The sequence below is a fragment of the Rhodospirillaceae bacterium genome (assembly GCA_040219235.1).
Taxonomy (GTDB): domain Bacteria; phylum Pseudomonadota; class Alphaproteobacteria; order Rhodospirillales; family Rhodospirillaceae; genus WLXB01.
Window position 1 is genome coordinate 573,720 of record JAVJSV010000016.1, and the last position, 21,091, is coordinate 594,810.

Consider the following 21,091-nt stretch of genomic DNA (forward strand, 5'->3'; position numbering starts at 1 on the left):
ACGCTCACGCCATCTTTGACCACACTTTAACCATCTAGGTTAAGCGGATCACAGTACTGATTTGATCGCTTGAGCTGGTCGCAGATCGACTTGGCACGTTGTTGATCTTGCACTGGCCCGGCAAGAAGCCTGAAAAATGTGCCTTTCCCCTGGCCAAGATTCACCTGGTTGATTTTAGGGTCCAGACCGGAGAGTTGCCCTTTGTATTTGCCGCTTATTGTCTGCCAGCCGGCCTCGGCCGCCTGTTGTGTGCGATACGAAGCGAGATGCAACCCGAGACCCGACTGAGCGGATGCCGCAACAGCAGGCGCACGCTCAGCGGCTTGACCAGAGGTCACTGATGCGACGTCATCAGACGTATCAGGGATCATCCCGGTCATCAAATAGCTGTCAATTGCAGATCTTTCCCGGTCAAATTCTTGATCAGAAATAATGCCCGAGAAACGCAGACTCTCCAATTGCCCAATCAGTGCTGCCGCTTCAATAACATCAGACGGTGGCGGTTCAGGCTGGGCACGCTGCCTTGGCTCAGCAGGCAGTAAAGCATCAAGGATGATACTGCGTTCCAACGCATGTTGGCGCGGCGTTATCGCGCGCATTTCCAAAGAGCGGCGTAACGACGCCAACCGCGCGGAAATTGCATCACCGCTTGGCACTTCACGGCCGAGGAAACGCGCCGGTGACGGTGCAGAGTATGGCAATAAGGCGCCGATGTTCTGGGCGCGGCGTTGATCGCGCTCCTGACGCGTGAGCAGCCCCTCTTCGGTCAAGCGCTCCAAAATAGCAAACCGTTCCAGAATATTTTTTTGCTCACGCGTTAATGCAATGTCACCGGGCAACATGGACTCCGACATCGGCCCGTCCGGCGCAATTGAGGCCGGAATAAACTCTCGTCCCACCAAAGTGGGTTGGGGGTCCACAGATGAAATCACAACCGTTTCGGTTCTAGTGGGGCTTGCCGCCATAATCGGCTGAGGCTGATCTGCTGCGGCTTGCATGGGCTGCGCCCGTTCAAATTGAGTCTGGGGAGATTGAGCCTGCATCGAGGAAGGCTGCACAGAAGACGATCCTACAGACTGAGATGCCGGTGCGTTGACCATAGCTTGCGGCGGTGCCGTCTGCTGAACTTGTGCGGCCTCGAAAACCGGCATTGGCTCACCTGGCGCAGGAACGAGCATCATGGGGCGGCTGGCTGGTGGCATACTCTGCGCTGATGCCGCCTGAGACGATGCCGCCTGAGACGATGCCAGTTGAGAAGTTGTCATTTGGGCAGCTGGGGATGGCTGTGGCGCGACACTTGGGGGCGGAGGTGCGTTGATCGGATCAACAAAAGCTGGCCCGGCCGCTTGTGCACCTATAGCGCTGTCCGTGCTGCGCACCGCCATAACCGGCTGTTGATTTGCCATTGGCGCTGCGCTTGCATCTTGACTACTCGCACCCTGACTGGCCGCGCGCTGCGGAACAAATTCCTGGTTCTGTGAGCGCTCCACAACAACAAATCGTGCAAGCTCACCATCTGTGAGTTCGTTGAGTCCAGCGCAGCCCTGCAGAATCATTAATGATGCAGTCGCGATTACAGCTGGCTTAACAGCCTGCATATCTGAATCCACCCAAACCATTTAGTCTTCAAAATAGACATCGTCCACGAGACGAATCTATTGAAAACCCACTCCATTCCCATTTTGACTATTGTATCAACACTTTAAGAAACAATTAACCGAACGAGTAAGGCCCTCTATTGAAATGAAATTTCGCAAAACAAAGCTAACCTTATTACGGATCCGCTTCGGCAATTATGGCTCGGGATTGGGGATCCAAATTGCCTGACTGGCAATTAAATCTGTTTTACCATCTAACCATGGATTTAGGGCTTGTATAACAGCGGAAGATGTCCCTTCCCTTTGCGCAAGCTTTGAGACCGTATCCCCCTGACGTGCCAATACTCTTGAAATCGGAAATCTTGCGGGACCAGACACGAGTTTTGGCTGCAATAACTCAGCCAGTTGATCATTTAGGTTCTCGACTTCACTGAGTAAGTCAGAGTTCACCTGCTCACTATTTTCTAGGGATTTTTCAAGCCTCATGTTGTTTGAACTGAGGGTAGAAATCGTAGCTTCAAGACTGCCGATGTGCTGAACAACCAAAGTAACCAAGCTGACTGTAAAGACAACAGCAACAATAAAAAGGACAATCGTTTTTCTAGAGTTCGGCATTTCGACACACTATCCAGAATTGCCGTACCTGACCAGTGATTTGCCATGAGCCGCATTACCGGTCTCTAACGTACCAGCATTCGTTCGGCCAACGCCAAAGCCCGAAATCCTGCGTCTCGGATTACTTATTTAAAATTAGCCCCGAAAGACAATGATGACGATTTACTGGAACTGTTCGAAAGCGTCGGAAACGGTGTATTTGAGAGCATATTTGCTCGCCATTCCGCCATATTAAACGGCACGTCCAGATTCGCTTGCTCTTGCTGCTGTTGTTGCAGGCCCGCTTGCGCCAAAAGCTCTGCGTTTTGAAGAATACGCTGATCCGCCAATTGTTGGGCGGTTTGTTTCGCCCCCGCCATGCCCTGCACAGCATTTAATCGCTGGGCATCGTTTTGATACCGCGACGAAATATCCGCTTGCCGTCCCCGCATCATCAAATCGGCATTGGTTGAATTCGCCTGTTGCTGCAATTGAGCTTGCTGGATCGCCCGCTGCAAGTTGACGCTTTGGTTCGATTGGGCAGCCTGTAAAGCTCGATTTTGATCATTTTGAATCAATCCCGCCGCCGTTCCAAATGCTTGATGCCTCAGTTGTGAAGATGTGCTGCCAACGTTGCGTAAATAATCATCCGCCACTTGTGCATCGCGAATGCCATGTCGGCCACCCCCAAAGGCACCACCTGCCGCTTGCTGCAAGTCAGAGGCATTGAGCGTGCGCGCATAATTCGCACCCAAATCTTCGAGAGACGCGTCAACAACTTGGCTGGTGTAAGGATTCATATACGCCGACATATCGGCGTCCGTGAAGGTTTGGGCAGCAACATTCTGAACGTCGCCTATCGCTGCGGCACCCATCTGCGGAATTCCACCTTGGGACTCCAGCGTATACGGTCCCTGTTGCGCCAGCGTGTTGTAATGCGACCAGCCAAGATCATTGGCCGTCAGCGGGCTTTGTTGTGCCGCATAGTTGCGGGTGAGATCAAAACTCTGCAATTGATCGTTGTTAAAACGGGCCACACGTTCTGTCGGCACATCTGCAACAAAAGGCGCGGTGAGCTTATTTGCCAACGCCAGGTTCTGCTGGCCAGCCTCGGCAACCCATGGCACAAGGAATTGCGAAGACTTGCTGCTGCTTTTGCTCTTACTACCATTAAAAATTCCGCCCATGAAATTTATATATCCTTTATGCCTATGCAAAACGCCTCTGTGTATCCCAGCGCACGAGTCCATCCCCGCCGGCCACAGAATTCAACCCGGTCACATCCCAACTCTCGTGCCTTTTTAATTAAATCAGCTTCAAGCCCTGCAATGTCATCAAGCGCACCGCCCGCCAGCAGAAAAACCATGGCACTGGCCATGGGATACTCCGACAACGTATAAACAATGGCTGACGCTGCGCCGCCACGGAGGAAATACTCCCCTCGCACGAGGCCATCGATAACATCAGCTTCGGAAAAAAAGCGCTGACTTCTCTCAAGCGCAGGAGCCAACCAATCCCTGCATCTCACCCATTCCGTTGCCAGGTCTGTCATCGCTTTGCCAGATCCGTCACCGCTTTGATTGCGTCTGCCGGATATCAGCGCGCAGCGCGCCTAAACGCATAAACGCTGGTGCAGATGAGCCTTCGAGCAAGACGGCTAAATCGCGACCCTGTGCCCGGAGATCAATCTTGCCTGTATTTTGAGTGATGCCATACGGCCCATAATCCGCAGGCTGACTGCTCGGATAAGACCAGGACTGCACGGTGAGATTGACTCCGCCTTTTAAATCCTCGAAATCAGGGATTAGCCCATACACATCCTTGTGCACGTTTGAGTTCCCGGCATCCGTTCTGCCACTTTGCAAACGCCAAGAGAGAACACCCCCGTCCGCGGAATTTCCTTTTTCTTGGAAATAGATATTCCCATCTAACCCTGTCGCCATTGGAAATCTCAGCACACCGCTGTCAATCCACGCAGACCGGTCAAACGTTCCTGACGTCCATACATTTTCCACAAAATTATAGGCCACATAGCGGGAGCATTCATTCCCTTCGCGGCTATCAGGATACAACCACCAGACTTCGTTATATGCCGCGACCCGGAACGCGAAGACCTTATCTCCTTGCACCTTCGCCAGGTTCTCAAACACGTCCCGCCTGAGCGTACATTGCAGCGGTTGCGGCACACCGCCCGCGTATCTGAAGAACTCACCCGAATTAGACCACCAGAAAACTTGCCCATCAACCACAACAGCCGCGTTCGGACCAAGCAAGCCACAGCCACTTCCCACATGATCGAAGCGGTAAACCACCGTAGGGTCCGGCACAAACCGCATGGTGTAGAGCCCTTCATCGGTAAAGATGTAGTTCTCTCCACGGCCCGGTTTTCCACCAACAATACGCCCACCTTTCGCAAGCTTGTAGAAGCCCGCGGTATTAGAGGCTGTCGCCGTCCATTGCTGATTGTTTTCCTGGTCTGACCAGCACACCAGCAAAGGATCGAAATTACCATTTGAGTCAGAACACCCCAGCGCCGCCAACATACGTTCTGGCGTCACCAGAATAGAAGTCGCCCTTTTGGGAGCATTTGGAATTTCAGACGCTGTCGAGAAAGCGATTGCGGTTACGTTATCAATCGAAAAAATGCCGGCCGCATCCGCACTAAAATGCAAAACCTGCGCGCCCCCTGAGCCGGAAAAAAATACACGCGTGTAACGCCCGGTCGCCGTAATCGCATCCCCCATCGTATCGGTTCCGACCATAGGCTGAAGTGTACCAGCGCTGTAGGCTGTCACTTCAAACGTCAGCAAACACCATGAGCTTTGCGGCAGCGTCACGTTCTGCGACAAATTGCTCGCTCCCGCACCCGCAACACGAGAGGCTACACCGCCACTGACAGACCAGTCCGTTCCAATTGTCCACGCGCCTCCTGAATCAAACGAACCATCTTCTATTAGGTTAACAGCCCCAATATTCGGGGCCCACTCATAGATCGCGCCGCCTCTCGGATTGGCTATAAGGTTTTGCCCCCAATTCGACATCGACCAGCTGCGCAAGAAGTAATCGATGTCCGATACAATACCGTAATCGCCAACACCGTAAGCACCCGTGCCGTATCCGGCTCCACCTGTGCCATCAATCAAACCTGGCGCGAGATCATATTCATATGAAACTGTGCCACCGTCGCTGGCGGAGGACGTCGCAGCAGCGCTATGCAACACAGCGTAACTGTCCTCATCGAATATCTGTGCAACATTATACGCACCATCCAGCGTCACCCCACCCACCGGCGACGCCCCTGAAAAACGCACAACTTGATCCACATTCAATCCATGCGCTACATGGTTAACCGTGACCGTTGTTGACGCATCAACAGTTGTGAATGGGTCGATTAATGTTCCACGAGAGACAACGGGTGTCATGTCATACACTTCGCCGTCAAAGAAAACCTGAAGCCGTTGATGCGTTCCAAAAGCCGCATAGACTTGTCCCAGGTTATCAAGCCAGGAATGAACACCACGGCAAACACCGGTCAGGGTATCTGTTGACGCCGTTTCCCAGCCGCCGATGGTTTGCGGCTTCCCGCGCACGAACCTGATTTTGTCGGCATCAATAAAAAAGCCCTCTGCGGAGAGAGGGCTGTCATCTTTATAAATACCGGGTTGAAAGGTGAGTTTTGTGTATGTCATTCTGTCATTTAAATAATTATAAAGTTGTTTATTTAGTTTTGCTTTCAATCATATTTTAAAGCTACCAACAATATCATTGCAGCTACAGTTCTAAATTATTAAGGCCAAAATGTGGATAAGCCAGAAGATATCTTACGGAATGTAATTCAGGTCACGCAAAACCAAGATTATTATTCAGCAGTCACAGAATACGACCTCCTGATGAAACAGTATCCCGGCTTTGTAGAGCGCCTGTTTAAGAATCAGCAAAACCGAGAGCTTCATGAATTGCTGGCACGGCACTCACTAATTCAACAAGCTTATGGATCAATATCAGGGTGTGGTTATGAAGTAGATATTTCGACATACCTCGGTGGCCCCGGCAGGATACGTATGCCGCAAGAGTTTTCTAAACCCCTGGCTGATTTCAAAGGAAATCGTGAATCATTCAACACCGACAAAGAGCTTGTTTTGCAACGATATTCGCAAACTCTTCAAGCGGTATTCGGAAAGTTAGCAAAGGTGGATTGGTCTCCCGTTTATCTTGGCTATTGGGTACTAGACGATTTCTTTAAGATTAGAGCCTATTTTCCGCTTAACTTTTCTAAAGTTTTAGATCTTGGATGCGGCATCGGATCCATCAATATATTGATTGACCAAATAGATGGGAACGAAAAAATCTTCACCATTATAGATATAAAAAAAGAATTTCTTGAGGTTGCAGAGGGGTTTTTAACTAGCAATCAAGTATCCGCTTCAACCAAAACTCAATCAGTCTACGACGTGATTATTTCTCTACGTTCTTGTTGCTATCTCTACAGTTACAAAGAGTATGAAAGTGTGTTTCTAGAGCAAACACGAAAAGGTTCTAGTATAATACTAGACATAAGCCCTGAGCTGCTAAGCGAAAGCCTTTCATTTTTTAAATCCTTCTGCGAGTACTCAATACCCATTGAGTCAGGTTCAGCGAACTTTCACAGATACGCTTTTATAAGATGAACCGTACTATCACACCCATAGAAATGAATATTTCTAATTACTCACATAATAAATAACAGCGATATACGGAGAACCTCCGTTACCACTTGAAATTGCTCCAGTTGAAATACCACTTGTGCCACCGCCGCCAGCGGATACACCACCATCGCCTCCCGCACCAGATTGTGTGTTAACACATAGCCCGCCGCCGCCGCCCATGAAGCCGCCATGCGGTGATAAAATCGGTTGACTACCGTTGATGTAGTACCCACCACCTCCGCCAAACCAACCGCCCATGCCACCATGTCTGATATTCCCGGAACCTACGTAAAACATACCTCCGCCTCCACCACCCGGACCTGCTGTAGTATAAAAAGTTGGACCACCTATATTTCCTTGGCAATGCCCACTCAGAGTGAAGTAAAGACCGGACACAGGGTTCAGACCTGTCACCTGATCCGCACCAGAAACCCGATTAAAACTACTGTTAGTATTTGGCATTCCAGCGCCGTATCCGTTAGCAGTATTATCTGGGCTTGATCCCCAAGCTCCGCCACCACCCGTCCCAGCTACTGAGCCATCGTTATCGCCAGATTTACCGCCCTGCCCTCCGCCACCGGTAACGGCTGGAACACTTAACTCACCCGTAACACTACCACTTGGAAAAAATGCAGAAGCACCACCAGTTGCGCCATTCCAGTTACCCAAAATTACGCCCGAAGATGCACCATCACCCCATGGCCCACCTGGACCACCACCACCTGTTACAGTTCGGTGATCTGTTGATACACCTGAAATAGCACCACTAGCACCGCCTAAAGCAGTTTCAATATCACCACCGTCGCTAACTGTCGGAGTACTGCCCATTAACGCCGCCGGAACTGATGTTATAGGGGATACAGCGGCATTTCCTGCACCTCCGCCCGGCACAGTTAAAGTTACAGTGCCATCTGTTAAAGTGGAATTTTGAGCTGAATTTCCAGAAGATGTCGTATCTGAGGAAATCTCAACTCCATTACCTGGTAAGCCAAGCACAGCAGTCAATGAGCTTACACCAGCTAGTAAGGGACGTTTAATATGACCATAGCAACCGCCTGCCCCCCCTGTTGCCTTTGCTGCTGTGCCACGAGCAACGCCACCGGAACCGCCTCCACCGAAAAGCCAGACCTCCCATGAAACACACTCAGCTGGTACAGGTATCATATGCGTGCCGGCACCAATAATCTGAATCGGCGGCAGTGCTCGCAAGTCACGTAAAATACTCATAGATCAATCCATCCTGTAGCTGCATTTGTATATTGGAGAACAATCACACCCTGGGCCGCGGTGGCCGGGCCGGTTGCCGAGCCGTAATATTTGAGCGCGTTGAGTCCGACCGAAAGTAAACCGCTGCCATATTTTCCCAGCACAATGATATCGCCCTTAGCCGGTGATGCAGGCAAGGTAACCGTCACCGCACCGGCGCACTCCACCGTGTATTTTGTGTTTGCTGCGGCGGTAAAATGTGACGCTTTGTCTCCGCCATCAGCCAGACCCAATGACTCCGACGGAATATCAAGACTATCGCCATTGTCTGTCAGCGGGCTTCCGCCAGCCGTCAGCGCATCTATCAGAAATTGCGCAGTGGCCGTGGCGTCGACCTTCACCGTCCCGGTCACGCCCGCAACAGAAGCCCCGGCAATGGCTGCATCAAGCTGAGTTTTGTTAATCGCATCTGCGGCATCAGTTCCGGCAACAACACCCATGACCTTGCCCGCAACGGCGAGAGGACCGGCAATGCTCGTCGCACCGCCCAGCGTTGTCGGCGCACCGTTCAGCACATCCGCGCCGTCACAATACACCAGCGCCGTACGGCCATGCGCAACGGCAACGCCCGCGCCTGCCGCGGTCTTAAGCGTGATCTGCGCTCCGGCTGCATTCACAGCCAGATACCAGTGCTCAACACTTGGTAGGGTCACGACCGCAGCGCCCGTTAGCGTGCCCGTAAATTTTAAAACCCGGTTCAGGCTTTCATCGGCAATCGTGTAATTGCTGGACGACAGCACCTTGTCGCCGGTCAACGCAATCGCTTCAACACCGTCCAGCGCCTGATCAATCGCGTCGATCACCTCGTTGAGCTTATCGTCGCCCCAGGTGTTGGTGTTGGTGCCAAGTTCCTGCTTACGAAGCCGGTTCCTAATCGTTGGAGTATCAACCATCAGCTCACCACCGCACGGTCGGTACACCGCCGCCACTGCGCCCCGTCGCTAAAGGCCGGCACCGCGCCACCCGTGTCATCGCGCACAAAAATCATGCGATACCGAAAACGCCCGGCATCCGGCAAATCAGATTTTTGATAATCCGGCAAATACGCCGGTTGACTCATGTGCACGCCAATTTCCGTTTCAACACGGCGGGCAAAGTCGTGCGCCCACACGGGCGCGTCAGCAGCGATGGGAATCACACGCAACTCCTAAGTCTTATGAATACAGTAAATAAAGGGAAGCTACGGCGTCGCAGCCGTCACCTGCATGGCGATGGGGCTTCCTGCCCACTGCGCGCGATTGTCGGTGGACTCCACCGCGTCCAGCGCCCGCGCATACAACCCCGCCCACACGCCGGCACGCGCGTCGTCCCCCAAATAAGGCGAGGCCTGCACCAACGCGCCGTACAAATACAAATCCGGATGCGCCTGCAGCACCCAGTTGCTTGTCACCGTGTCCGACAACGCCGATATAGACGTATAGTACGTCACTGAAATCGCGTAGGCCGCGTCCGGTGTTGGCCCAAGTTTTAACGTGCGCCCCAGCACACTGTATCCCACAGGCCGACCGGACCCACACAGCGCATACCGCGCCTCCAAAGCCTGCCGGGGCAAAAAGCTCAACACCGCTTTCGGGTTTGCATCAAGCACCACAGTGCGCAGTTCAACAACATCGTCCGGCAAAGTCACACTGCCGTTGCCCGCCACCGTCGCCAACGTGGCCGACGCCACCATGTCTTGTGTTCTCAAGTCGCGGTTCAAACTGGATTCCGTCAGCGCAATAAAATCAGGAATACGCGCCGCCAAGTCGGTCCGGTTCAACCAGTCCGCAATGGCCGATTGCAACTCGGCATAGGTCGTCAGCGCCATAAAGCCACCTTTCTAGAATGTGAAATATGTGTTCATCGCAAGCCCCCGCAGGGCAGGAGCCCAAAAAATGTGACGAGAACGCCGCATAAAGGGTCCGCGCTTAAAGAGTCCGCGCTTCAAGCGCCTGGGGTTAAAGGTTGCCCGGCCAGGTGCGAAACGCCGCATTGTCCGGGTCATTGGCCCAGCGCTTCCAGGCCTCCGGGTCATTCGCCCACCCGTCTCGGATCGCCTGGGCATACACAAAATGCGGCACCACCGCCGCATGGCGCATCTCCTTGCCCGGCGTCTGCGCCGACAACTCTTTCGCCTGCGCCACATAGGGCTCGCAGTCTTCCACCTCATGCACCAAGACTTTGCCATCCAGATGCGTCTCATCAATATACACCTCCGCCCGGTTGGCAGAGGCGCTGAGAAGTTTACGTTTAGTCATGGAACTACCATTCAAGAGTGTTATAATGTTAATGCAATTTCAAAGTGTGACGCAGCGGCATTAAAGTGGTAACTGCTCGCCGCGACAGGAAAGAGGTAACGATGCAGCATATAAGACACGTTATTGCCGTTTTACTGGCATTTGGCATAACTGCATTAATTCAAAACAACACCAGCATTGCGCAAAGTGCAGCAGAAAAGCCCGGTCAGACTCTTACTGAATTCAATACGCAGGTTTTATTAAATCTGCAGGAACAGTTCCGCCTCTATGAAATGACTAGGTTCGTAGGCAACGGCACCCTAAAAGACTTTCTAAAAGTAGCAGAAGAGGGAGACACTACAGCGCAAGTCAACTTAGCCATGCTTTATTGGATGGGCTGGGATGAGTACGATGAAAAAAGTCAGAATGAAGATGTAATTCCAGAAAAAAGAGATGTTTGCCTAACACGATATTGGCTAGCTGTGGCATCCAAGCAGGGAGATTTATCTGCCATTACACAGCATGCATATTTCTATGCTTTAGGTTCCTATAACCGAACGCCCGAGCATGACCAGGACAACATGAAAATGGCCTACCTGTTAAGTTTAGAGTGGGGTTCGCGAAGAGGATTCAGCGTTGACGAATCAAGAAGATACGTCGTCGATTTTGATGAGAAAGCGGATTCTAAGTGGCTTGAGGAATACAAATCATGGTCAGTAGAAGAAATTCAGCTTCCTCCAAAACAGTCCTGTCAGGGTTGCCCCTCAGGACAAATAGACAAATGCCTGGCCGAACAGCGTACCGATTAACTTTTTACTGATTTCTCCTGTTCAGTTCAGATTGAAAGACGTGATGCTTTGGCAATATTTCAATTCATGCAGGGTAGCGACATGAATAGACTCACTCCCTTTAAGTTATTTCTGGCACTAACAGTCTGGATTTTACCGGCCCAAGCAGAGACCACAGCGCAACTCATTCAGCGTATTGAGGATGCCCAATCCAGGGGCGCCGCTTACATGCTGCGTCCGAGTGAAATAACCCAGCTCGAGAGTTCATCAGACCCGGTCGCACACTATTACCTTGGCTTGGTCTATGCAGAAGGCGATACGCCCAATACACCAAGAGACCAATGCAAAGCGGCTGAGCACATCTTCCAGTCCGCGAAGGCCGGCTATCCATATGCACAGCTGTATTTGGCCCATGCAAGTATTTGGGGTATCGGCATAGAGCATGATCTTGAAAATGCTTTTGCCTGGGCAACACAGGCCCAGAAAATCCTCATTAAAACAAACCTGGAGAACGAGACCGAACCACACCAGCCCTACAATTTCCATGACGCTAAAACCGTCTTAGACTCAGCCCTCAAATGTAGCTTGGCCATCAGAACAGCCGTTGGCATTGAAACCGAGGTGACACCAACAATTCCACGGCAGCCAGTTGCCGCTGTACCTTGCCTTTCAGATAACAAAATTGTGTTCGAACAAAACCGCATCCCGACTCTGCTCGACATCGCAGAGACGCGGGCTGGACAAGATAGCATTAAACGCAACCTACTAAATTGCGCGCCATTGAATGCAGCAAAAACGAACTAAACCAGAGAATTCGCTTTAACGCTGGCAATTGTTCTTTTCCATAGACCACTCATGGAATAGAATTATTACGCAAAAACACTTCTAATGAGTATTCAGAGAAGCTTCCTACCTATGTCAAAACTCCTAAGCAATATCCTCTTATTTCTGTTGGTTTTTATTAAGGTCGCCTCTGGTGCTTATCTTGAACAAAAAGAGGAAACGCCCTCGGTGCCAACCTTTAACCCGGGGGAAACAAGAGCCTGGATGGATGACCTTCTAGGGTTGAGCGATGAAGAACGTGTCCAGTTCCAAGTACAACTCTATAAGCAAGACCAAAACAGACACTTCGTCAGAGGTCCTATACACTCATTTTATGATGCCGCAGAGCAAGGCAATGTGGCTGCACAACTCAATTTGGTTTTTCGTTACGACACAGGTCTTGCAGATTTCGAGGGCATGACCGACGAATTCGATTACAGCGCTATTAAACCAGAAAATATAGATTATTGTTTAATGCAGTACTGGCTCAGCAGAGCAGCCACGTCTGGTGATCAGAGCGCCCTCGCCTGGAGTTCATTTACATCTGGTTACTCGTACTTCGATAACTCCAAAGGCTTTTTTGACGAAGCCAATCATAAGCGTGCCTATTTTTATACGCTGAAGTGGGGTGAACACTGGGGGTTTACTCCTAATGATCTCAGCGAGATCTCTATTTTTGTAAAGGGACAAACGATAGATCCTAAATGGCTGGATGATTACGCCTCATGGACCTTAGATGACGTTCCTATTCCACCACGCGTTTCTTGCCGCGGCTGTCCATTCGGGCAAGCTGAACAGTGCCGCAAAGAAATTGTTGAAAGTGACAACAATTAATGTCGTCGTCTATCCAACTCATTCTGATAGATGCCCAGTACATAGTTATACTGATCAACCAGTTCTATCTTGCCTGATTTCAAATGTGGCCCAGGCAGCGGCAATACTTTGAAAAAACCTGCTCCCAATTTTATTTCATTTATCTTTGATTCTAATTCTTCTTCACTCATAGTCTGTAAGTCCTGCCCAGTAGGGCGGGCCGGAGCGAGTTTATAACCAATTATTGGTTTAACACGGTTCTCAGGAAGGCATTCTGGAACGATCTCTTCGGCTGGCAATCCACTCCTCTCCATAATTCCTACACAAGGATCATAAACCGGGGGCTGAAATCTGCCAGCATCGTTAAACAGCGAACTACCGCCAGAGTTTGTTGTATCAGGAAATGCTGGGTATGGATTAATCGGCTCAGCGGGAGCAACCTCATCCGGTGCCTGCCCCGTAACGACAATCTCCTCAATGTCAGGGCGATTTGGTCGACCTCCAACGCGTGGCGCAATCCTTTGATTTCTCCAATCCGTCGGGAGCATGCCCCGCGCCGAACTGCCAGTTGTTCCTCCACCACCGCCAATACCGCGGGATCCAATAACGGTGATCTCCTCCATGAGGCCGTCGCCTCTTGAATTCCTCGCAAACTCTTTCAAACCCGTTTCTGGGTTCAGGCTGTTTTCCCTCGCGCCCACCGTATACCGGTTGACGTCAACACCGGCATTTATTGCAGCCATCTGAAGCGCCGACATCACGTCTGCTGTTTGCAATTGATGTGGGGCCACCACTTCTCCGGGCGTGAGATGAGCGACCTCGGTATCTCCACCGCGCCCCTGCAGTGCAAGAATACGCATTTGCATCGCCTGCGCTAAGTCTGGATGCTCATAGGCATTCACATCGTTGATGTGAGCATGTGCTTTGCGCAAATAACGCGCTTTCGCTTTTACCGTTTTAGCTCGCGCGGCATCGCGGATGTAACTCAGTACATCTTGTGCCGCTTCACCGGCTTGCACTGCAAGGTGCGGATCAATACCCGCATCAGCGGCAATCACACCCGCTACGCCGCCGTCTAAACTATACTCTTTGCTGTGCATTATTCATTCCCATCGGGCGTTAAAAAAGGGGGCGGGAGAAGTGGTTAAACTCCTCCCGCCCACGGCGCAGGGTCACTCACCGTCATCAGCCGTCGTCCCTGGGGGAAGGGGAACCCCAATAGTGGAAGACTGGCATTCGTGAGACTGCGGGGGGCTTTGGCCTCTCCCCGCCTGCCCTGCGGCCGCGTTCTGTTAACAGTTCAACTTGTCTAGGCCACCGTTGTGGTCAGGTCGGCAATCACACCATGTGCGGCTTCGTTCTTCATGCACAGGGTGTACTCAGCGACAATAAACTTCTTCGTCGCATCGCCGGTGGTAGCCAGGTCTTTGCGTTGGAACTTTCTGAGATACGCGATCGAGGCATATTCCGGGTCCAACACAAAGGCGGATCGTTCCCGTTGAAAACGGTTGGGCACCACACGAATGTCGCCAAAGTCAGACGCGTACAAATGCGCCGCTGCTTGGATTTTTTCGTCTTTGACGATTTCGCGCGCTGAACTCCGCCCTGTAAAGCCAGACACATTTTGCTTGTTTGCTGGGCCCACCATCAAAATTTGTGGCGTGGCCCCTTCCGCGTAACAACTTTGAATCACATCTTTCAACAGCGTTTCCGTAATCGCCCGCTGAGTGCCGTCTGTGGCACCAGCCGTCGCAGAGGGTGCATCCGCACCCGTTGCACCGCGATTAGAGTTGGTCGAAAGCCAGCTCTCTAAGGACCTCAACTTGCGCGCCGTGGTGGAGTTGCCAACCACATAGCCTTGGTTGCCGGTCAGAATTTTTTCCATATCGCGTTTCAGTTCGCGGCCACGTTTTAAGAGTTGATACTCCATTTCGTGTTCGCGCCCGGCTTTGTGCACGTAGTTCTGGGTGTTCGACACCACCACATCTTTGCGCGAAATCTGACAATAATTATGTTCGCGTGTGGTTGGGGAAGACGTCGTCCCCGTCACATCATCGCCTTCAATCTGCGCGTTGGTGTCGTCCGCATCGGCAAGGGCATCTATCTGCCATTCGTGCTTGGTTGATTTCGCGGTCGACGACCCAACAGCACTCATAAACGGGCAATCAGTTGGTGAAATATTATAGATGAAGTCTGACAAATCTTCCCGATTGCCAACGGCTTCGTATGTTTTAAAAGTCCCTGTGGGAGCTGCCATGAGAGTTTATCCTCCTAGATAACGCATGAGCTTGGCGGCATCATCAATGCTGCCAGATTTATGAAACTGGTCGCGCAACGCCTTTACGGTGGCGGCATCAACCTCTTGTTTTGAGCGCGCAGCACCGGGGGCTTGCACCTGCGGTACACTGCGCACTTTCTTTTGCGCTAAGTTCCGTTTGCTCATCAGTTTGTCGTATTGCAAAGCTTTATGGGCCAGCACCACGAGTCTGTGATCAGTGAACTCGTTTAAGTCCTCCTGTGTCGCGCCATAGGCCCGCACAAGATAATCTCCGATCTCGGCCTTTCCGGCATGCCGGGCCGTTGGATCGGACCATCCAGGAACGACGGAGGCAAGCAAGCGGTCTTGCTGAGCCTGTTGCTCAGCGCTGCTGGCCGTCTGTTCGGAATCAATCTCCGCTTGAACACGGGCCTGTTCCCGTGCCGCGGCCCCCGCCACTTGTTGTCGCGCCTGCCACTGCTGAGACTGGCGTATGTACTCCGCCGGATCAGCGTCGAGCAAACGTTGGTCAGGCGGTTGTGTCGGGCCAGAAGCGGCTGTTTGCGATATTGTATTTAAAACCTGCTGATACTGGCTGCGCTCTGTTTGCAGTTGGCGCCGTTCTTCAGCAAGGGTTTGCGTTTTGCGGGTATAATCCGCCTGCCGCTGATATCCGGCCTTTAGCTCTCCCAGGGTGACGGGATAGTCCTGACCATCAATTTTTATTGCGTGCTGGTCAGCGTCATTGTTTTCACGTTGATGTGCTGCTTTGTCAGCCTCCACCGCAGCGGGGATAATCGGGTGACCATTCAGATCAATCGAGCCTGTCTCGTCCAGTGAAGCGAGGTCTTCGTCATCATCGAGGCCATCAAACTCATCCAGATCATCTTCACTATCAGGGCCACCATCCCGCAAATCAAGCTCCGCTAATTTTGCCGCCGCATCTTCCATAGACCATGCTTCAGGTTCCGCTGTGTTGGTTTCATCAGAAGACGAGGCCTGTTCAGTCATAGACATATCCTTGATGTTAAACGCACTCGTCCACTGCTCAGTTCCATGAGGCATGAGGGCGTGAACATTGGTCGTTGGTGCGAATAAGTATGAGTGGGACAGAAAACTGTTTTGACAATGCAGCTCTCTGTTGATGCGCCGTGTTTCCGGCATGTCTCCGCCGGTGCGGGTCAACGTGGCGGCATTTCCAACGGTTCGAATTATGTCAAATCCATTTGGTTAAGTCAACAATTATTATTGTTGACTTAACCAAAGACAAAATCACCAAATGCCTTTGCCGCCACGACGCAACTCTTGAATGTCATTCACAGCCAAAGCGCCGGCTTCTACTTGCGCCTCTAATTGACGCTTCACCAACCGCAGCACTTTCATGCCTTCCGAGAGACGAAAGCGCCCCAAATCATCTTCTTTTTTACAGTCCAGTAACGCCTCCACATACGCTTGTTCTAGGTCTGTAAAAGCCTCGGCCAATGCGGGGTGAGACAGAACTGCTTTCGCCTCCTCCGCCCGACGGAGAACGTCATCTTGTGTCATACGAATGTCTTTTTTTGAAGGGAAGAAGTGTCAGTAGAAAATTTATGGTAGAGTGTAAATAACTCGATTAATGGAATTTATGACCATGAATATTTTTACAAATGCGGTGTGCTTTTTAGCCTTAGCAATCGCTTTCTCTACTCACTCAAACGCCGAAGTCGATAAAGAGCCAAGTACCACTACCCTATCCGATTACTCCACCGAAGCAATCATCAAAGAGTACCATCGTAGACTCGATCTAATCTTAGATGTCATTGATCCAATCGATCAGAAACTCGGCGATTACATGGCCAAGCGTTCAACGGATGGCGAAAGCTGGGAAATAACAAAAGATGAGACTTTTGCAGAATTCTATATCGAATTACAGAAAGTGGGCCGCGATCTTATTCCTTTTGCACAAGCAGGTAACATTGATGCTCAAGGTATAATAGGCCCGTTAGGTATGTACGGTCTATTTGGAGAGGAATGGATTTGCCCATCAATACAATTTACATCATCTGCCGCAAAAAAAGGTAGCTATTTAGCAGCACCTGCAATGATCATGAAATATGATGATCTACTGACAGGACGCCGTATCAACGCACCAATAGAAATTAGGAGAAAGAACCAGTTTTGGACTCTTGAGACAGCCCATAAAAATCCAGCATATCATTTCAGGAGAGACAATCTACTCGAAGACCTTGCCACTCTAGAAAAAACGAACCTCATTCAAGAGTGGATGGATTGGAATACCTTCACAGCTGATACAGATGATTTGCTTGAGGGATGCAAAACTGCTCGAGAGTAATCTAACTTAGCAGGCGTACCCGTTAATGCGACAAGCTTCTCTAATACGCGCAAGCTTAGCCTGATAATAAATAGCTTGAATACCAAAGCCTATGCTCGCCCTAGGGTGACCGCCCTTAGTGGTGTTTTCCATATTATTGACCTCACTTCTGGAACCACTCTGGGCTTCATTGAGTTCTTGGCGAAGTTCTCCCTCAGACCAAGTCGAGTACTCTGTGACAGAAGGAGTTTCAGGCGCTATAATAGCTAGAAAATGGTCACGTAGACCCAAATCAGGCTTGGTTGAGTCATTATGGCCATATCCACCTATGACGGGGCCTATACTTGGATCATATCCCCCGCCAATACCTGCCCCGAGGCCTGAACCAGGATAGTTAACACCGGGGTAAACCGTGACCGGTGGCCCAGGTCTAAATGAAGTCGTGCCGTTTGTATTTCCTGTTACGGTATAATCGACCCAAGGTGGATCTGGCACAGGGTTTTCTTTTGTTCCATACTCTGGTTTCTCATCTTCCGGCTCTGGACCATACGGTACTCCGCCACTACCGAAACCGCCACTTCCCGAACCACCTCGTCCGCCAGTCCAGTTATCTGCTGAATACGCATCGTACTGACCCGTAGGACTTGTGCTGGTACCGGTAACGTTGACATACGTTGTGCCGCCATAGTCGTAGATGTTGGGACCTCTGTACCCAACGGGGTCCTGCCGGCAGCCACCTTCATCGGCGCACTCAACCGAATACTCCTCCAACCCCGTCTCTGGGTTCACACTGCTGGCAGGGGAACCTGCGGTATAGCGGCGCAGATCAATGCCCGCGTTTTGTGCGGCCTGTTGCAACGCCTGCACCACCTCTGGCGTTTGCAGTTGCGAGGGCACCACCATTTCGCCAGGGGTTAAGTGTGCTAACTCTGTATCCCCGCCCCGGCCTTGCAACGTCAGAAGTTTGGCCTCAATGTGTTGCACCAATTCACCATGACGGCTGAGCCCAGCTTTGGACAAAAGCACTTTGGCCAAGCGTGTCTTGGTCCGTCGCACCAGTTTGGCCTGACGCCGGGGGGCGGTTGCGCTGGTGGCATCGCGCAGGGATTTCAGAACATCCCATACCTCTTCGCCGGCGTCGGCGGCAAGGTCTGGGTCCAGTCCTGCCTGGGCGGCATATTGTGCGGCCAGGCCTTGGTCCAGGTTCCAGCCATCGGTGGTGGTCTTCCTGCAATGTGAAGCGTGCATGTTTCTATCCTTGTTAAAAAAAGGGAATGATGTGGGCATAAAAAAACCGCCTTTGGTTTTCCAAAAAAGGCGGTGGAAAGGAAATTTTTCCGCTTTATCTTTGACGTGCGAATACACACGCGCTTCAATAGCAAGGTCCTTAGTAAAATAACGACGGGTCCGAAAATATTACTATTGGTTACGGAGCGATAACTGTGAGCACACTCATAAAAACAGCTTTGGTATCTTTTCTCATTATCGGTTTCGGAGCTTGCTCCGAAGAAAGCACGCTTAAAGACTACTCAACGGAAGAGATTGTTCTCGAATACCGCAAGAGATTTAACGATATTGTTAACGGGCCTATGAAGGATTTTGCTAGTTTGTCTGAGCAATCAACACAGGCAAGGTTGAAAAATAACACCGACCTTCTCTCAGAACTCAACCGACCAATGTTAGAGAAACAAGCAGAAACAGCGCGTTTGTTAAGACCTTTTGCTGATCAAGGAGTACAAGTTGCCGAGTTTGTCGTTGGTCATAACTTACTAGCTAACTCAAGCTCAGATTTAGAGCGGTGTAATGGCCTTAGACTCATCTATCGATCCGCACTTGGCGGCCATCCTATGGCCTCCGTCTCTATGTCATTCCATTACCGAGAGATGGCTGGTTTCCCAGTTACAGATAAAGAAAGCCTCAAACTCGCCTATTTTTGGGCGCGAGAAGCTGACCGTCGTGATGGCGGCCCAACAACTATCGCCAAAGATTTATTTTTAACTGTTAAGGACGACCTGATTGCAGAATTTAATGACGATTGGTTTAATTGGTCACCTATAGAAACGCCACTACAAATACCCGGCCTGCCCTGTATGCAAGATTAATCTAGCGAGCTATTGAAGCTATTCGTTAGTCTAACGTCCATTCACCATTTGATTTCCGGCGGTTAATTTCATGCGATATATCAATAAAAGGTTTGTTGATTGCCGCCCAACTAGAGTCCCATATTGCACCGTTACCCTCCTCTATGAAATCACCTTTAGATGCCAACGTACCAACGGTGTTTATCAGGAATAAGCCTCCACCTTCGTTCCAATACCAATCCATCACTATCCTTTCTCGCTGCCTCAACGCCCAAAGCAAATTTTCATCATCTGCTGCCCTTAAATCTCTATTGATAGCGTCAAAACGGTTGGTAGAGACTTCTATTTCTTCTGGCAACCCGTCATTAGAAACCAACCCTGGAGGATCTTGTGTATTAGGGAACACGCCCACACCGCTTCCAGGAAAGCGTCCTGTGCCAGTCTGCCAAGCAGCCCCCGTAAACTGTCCTGGGTAGGTGCTGGTCATACCAGGTTGATTGGGTGAGAGACGGCCAGAACCGTCATATATAAATCTATGAGTCATTGTATTGATGGGATCAGCTATGTTTCCACACGGCCCATTGCGCCCTTCAACACATTCAAAGCGATACTCCTCCAACCCCGTGTCCGGGTTCACGCTGCTGGCAGAGGAGCCTGCGGTGTAACGCCGCAGATCAATGCCGGCAGTGTGCGCCGCTTGGTGCAGCGCCTGCACCACCTCCGGCGTTTGCAGCTGCGCTGGCACAATCATCTCGCCCGGGGTCAGGTGCGCCAGTTCTGTATCTCCGCCCCGGCCCTGTAACGCCAACAGCTTCGCCTCAATGTGCTGCACCAATTCACCATGACGGCTGAGCCCAGCTTTGGACAAAAGCCCTTTGGCCAAACGCGCCTTGGTCCGTCGCACCAGCTTGGCCTGACGGTGCGGGTCGATCTCACTCGTGGCATCGCGCAGGGATTTCAGAACATCCCACACCTCTTCGCCAGCCTCAGCGGCCAGGTCTGGGTCAAGCCCGGCCTGGGCGGCATATTGTGCGGCCAGGCCTTGGTCCAGGGTCCAGCCATCGGTGGTGGTCTTCCTGCAATGTGAAGCGTGCATGTTTCTATCCTTGTTAAAAAAAGGGAATGATGTGGGCATAAAAAAACCGCCGACCTTTAAAAATGGCGGCGGGTCAGGCCAACCCTGAAAGCTCGCAAACAACTACAAGCTTGCATGCGCGCTTAAACACCAAGTTCACAGCAAGACAACTTATGATAAAGTTTGCTCATTACTCACTAGGGAGCTTTAGCTGTGCGCATACTCATAAAGGCAACTGCTGTATCTGTACTTATTCTTGGATTAGGTGGTTGCTCAGAAGACACCCCGCCTCTGCCACCGGCTATTCCCGCCGCAACTCTGGATGTGGTCGATCTCTATGACGAGAGAACCGATCTCGCGCGCGCGTTTAGGGCTGACAACATGTATGGAGTTCCAGAAACCTGGTACGAAACAGCCAAGTCTATTTATGACGCCTATATGTCTGTGGACTTGTAACGGTTTTGCGCCGGTCACCTATCTCATTATGCCACCTTGGCCTCGAATGCGAGCGGGCTGATGCCGCCCAGATATGAATGACGTCTTCGGGTGTTGTAGAACCCGTTGATGTACTTGAAGATTGCGGCT

General features: G+C 51.1%; 23 protein-coding genes. 7 read left to right on the top strand and 16 right to left on the bottom strand.

Annotated elements, in window-relative coordinates; all coding sequences use genetic code 11:
• Window positions 1–26 precede the first annotated feature (26 nt).
• The 5 genes from RIC29_17340 to RIC29_17360 all read right to left on the bottom strand — a co-directional run bounded on the left by RIC29_17340 (window position 27) and on the right by RIC29_17360 (window position 5,881).
• Window positions 27–1,598 (bottom strand): SPOR domain-containing protein, encoded by a 1,572-nt coding sequence (locus tag RIC29_17340; GenBank protein MEQ8736690.1) that lies wholly within the window; start codon window positions 1,596–1,598, stop codon window positions 27–29.
• Window positions 1,599–1,793: 195 nt separating this feature from the next.
• On the bottom strand, window positions 1,794–2,213 hold the full coding sequence (locus RIC29_17345; GenBank protein MEQ8736691.1) for a LysM domain-containing protein: 420 nt from the start codon (window positions 2,211–2,213) through the stop codon (window positions 1,794–1,796).
• A gap of 125 nt (window positions 2,214–2,338) precedes the next feature.
• Window positions 2,339–3,379 carry a hypothetical protein gene (locus tag RIC29_17350; protein MEQ8736692.1) on the bottom strand — a complete coding sequence of 347 codons (1,041 nt, stop codon included), beginning with the start codon at window positions 3,377–3,379 and terminating at the stop codon, window positions 2,339–2,341.
• Window positions 3,380–3,384: 5 nt separating this feature from the next.
• Window positions 3,385–3,744: a hypothetical protein gene (locus RIC29_17355; protein ID MEQ8736693.1), complete on the bottom strand. Its 360-nt coding sequence runs from the start codon at window positions 3,742–3,744 to the stop codon at window positions 3,385–3,387.
• A gap of 16 nt (window positions 3,745–3,760) precedes the next feature.
• Window positions 3,761–5,881, bottom strand: coding sequence for a hypothetical protein (locus RIC29_17360; protein MEQ8736694.1), 2,121 nt, complete (start codon window positions 5,879–5,881; stop codon window positions 3,761–3,763).
• A gap of 111 nt (window positions 5,882–5,992) precedes the next feature.
• Between RIC29_17360 and RIC29_17365 the strand changes: the two genes are divergently transcribed.
• Window positions 5,993–6,859, top strand: a complete 867-nt coding sequence (locus RIC29_17365) for a methyltransferase (protein MEQ8736695.1) — start codon at window positions 5,993–5,995, stop codon at window positions 6,857–6,859.
• 33 nt (window positions 6,860–6,892) lie between these two features.
• Here RIC29_17365 and RIC29_17370 read toward each other — a convergent pair whose 3' ends face one another.
• From RIC29_17370 to RIC29_17390, 5 genes are all read right to left on the bottom strand, one after another.
• Window positions 6,893–8,104, bottom strand: coding sequence for a hypothetical protein (locus RIC29_17370; GenBank protein ID MEQ8736696.1), 1,212 nt, complete (start codon window positions 8,102–8,104; stop codon window positions 6,893–6,895).
• On the bottom strand, window positions 8,101–9,036 hold the full coding sequence (locus RIC29_17375; protein ID MEQ8736697.1) for a hypothetical protein: 936 nt from the start codon (window positions 9,034–9,036) through the stop codon (window positions 8,101–8,103). The genes RIC29_17370 and RIC29_17375 overlap by 4 nt, the downstream gene beginning before the upstream one ends.
• Window positions 9,036–9,281, bottom strand: a complete 246-nt coding sequence (locus RIC29_17380) for a hypothetical protein (protein ID MEQ8736698.1) — start codon at window positions 9,279–9,281, stop codon at window positions 9,036–9,038. Before RIC29_17380 ends, RIC29_17375 begins: the two co-directional genes overlap by 1 nt.
• Before the next feature lie 42 nt (window positions 9,282–9,323).
• Window positions 9,324–9,950 carry a hypothetical protein gene (locus tag RIC29_17385; protein ID MEQ8736699.1) on the bottom strand — a complete coding sequence of 209 codons (627 nt, stop codon included), beginning with the start codon at window positions 9,948–9,950 and terminating at the stop codon, window positions 9,324–9,326.
• A 130-nt stretch (window positions 9,951–10,080) separates the two neighbouring features.
• Complete coding sequence (locus RIC29_17390) at window positions 10,081–10,380, bottom strand: hypothetical protein (GenBank protein ID MEQ8736700.1); 300 nt, start codon at window positions 10,378–10,380, stop codon at window positions 10,081–10,083.
• 101 nt (window positions 10,381–10,481) lie between these two features.
• On the opposite strand from RIC29_17390, the gene RIC29_17395 reads away from it, so the two are divergent.
• The 3 genes from RIC29_17395 to RIC29_17405 all read left to right on the top strand — a co-directional run bounded on the left by RIC29_17395 (window position 10,482) and on the right by RIC29_17405 (window position 12,803).
• Window positions 10,482–11,168: a hypothetical protein gene (locus RIC29_17395; protein MEQ8736701.1), complete on the top strand. Its 687-nt coding sequence runs from the start codon at window positions 10,482–10,484 to the stop codon at window positions 11,166–11,168.
• Between the two features lie 81 nt (window positions 11,169–11,249).
• Entirely contained in the window at window positions 11,250–11,951 is a 702-nt protein-coding gene (locus tag RIC29_17400; GenBank protein ID MEQ8736702.1) for a hypothetical protein, read from the top strand.
• A 111-nt stretch (window positions 11,952–12,062) separates the two neighbouring features.
• A complete protein-coding gene (locus RIC29_17405) occupies window positions 12,063–12,803 on the top strand; it encodes a hypothetical protein (GenBank protein MEQ8736703.1) in 741 nt (246 codons plus the stop codon).
• Here RIC29_17405 and RIC29_17410 read toward each other — a convergent pair.
• The 4 genes from RIC29_17410 to RIC29_17425 form a co-directional block, all read right to left on the bottom strand.
• A complete protein-coding gene (locus RIC29_17410) occupies window positions 12,800–13,882 on the bottom strand; it encodes a hypothetical protein (GenBank protein MEQ8736704.1) in 1,083 nt (360 codons plus the stop codon). The genes RIC29_17405 and RIC29_17410 overlap by 4 nt on opposite strands.
• 209 nt (window positions 13,883–14,091) lie before the next feature.
• Entirely contained in the window at window positions 14,092–15,039 is a 948-nt protein-coding gene (locus tag RIC29_17415; GenBank protein ID MEQ8736705.1) for a DUF5309 domain-containing protein, read from the bottom strand.
• Between the two features lie 6 nt (window positions 15,040–15,045).
• The gene (locus RIC29_17420; GenBank protein ID MEQ8736706.1) at window positions 15,046–16,050 is read right to left on the bottom strand and encodes a hypothetical protein; all 1,005 of its coding nucleotides are present in this window, start codon (window positions 16,048–16,050) and stop codon (window positions 15,046–15,048) included.
• Between the two features lie 261 nt (window positions 16,051–16,311).
• Complete coding sequence (locus RIC29_17425) at window positions 16,312–16,584, bottom strand: hypothetical protein (GenBank protein ID MEQ8736707.1); 273 nt, start codon at window positions 16,582–16,584, stop codon at window positions 16,312–16,314.
• A gap of 85 nt (window positions 16,585–16,669) precedes the next feature.
• On the opposite strand from RIC29_17425, the gene RIC29_17430 reads away from it, so the two are divergent.
• A complete protein-coding gene (locus RIC29_17430) occupies window positions 16,670–17,371 on the top strand; it encodes a hypothetical protein (protein MEQ8736708.1) in 702 nt (233 codons plus the stop codon).
• A 6-nt stretch (window positions 17,372–17,377) separates the two neighbouring features.
• On the opposite strand, the gene RIC29_17435 is transcribed toward RIC29_17430, so the two are convergent.
• Entirely contained in the window at window positions 17,378–18,598 is a 1,221-nt protein-coding gene (locus tag RIC29_17435; protein ID MEQ8736709.1) for a hypothetical protein, read from the bottom strand.
• Window positions 18,599–18,792: 194 nt separating this feature from the next.
• On the opposite strand from RIC29_17435, the gene RIC29_17440 reads away from it, so the two are divergent.
• Window positions 18,793–19,452 carry a hypothetical protein gene (locus tag RIC29_17440; GenBank protein MEQ8736710.1) on the top strand — a complete coding sequence of 220 codons (660 nt, stop codon included), beginning with the start codon at window positions 18,793–18,795 and terminating at the stop codon, window positions 19,450–19,452.
• Between the two features lie 25 nt (window positions 19,453–19,477).
• On the opposite strand, the gene RIC29_17445 is transcribed toward RIC29_17440, so the two are convergent.
• Window positions 19,478–20,527 carry a hypothetical protein gene (locus RIC29_17445; protein MEQ8736711.1) on the bottom strand — a complete coding sequence of 350 codons (1,050 nt, stop codon included), beginning with the start codon at window positions 20,525–20,527 and terminating at the stop codon, window positions 19,478–19,480.
• Window positions 20,528–20,719: 192 nt separating this feature from the next.
• Here RIC29_17445 and RIC29_17450 point away from each other — a divergent pair, with 192 nt between their 5' ends.
• Window positions 20,720–20,962 carry a hypothetical protein gene (locus RIC29_17450; GenBank protein MEQ8736712.1) on the top strand — a complete coding sequence of 81 codons (243 nt, stop codon included), beginning with the start codon at window positions 20,720–20,722 and terminating at the stop codon, window positions 20,960–20,962.
• Window positions 20,963–21,091: the final 129 nt, after the last annotated feature.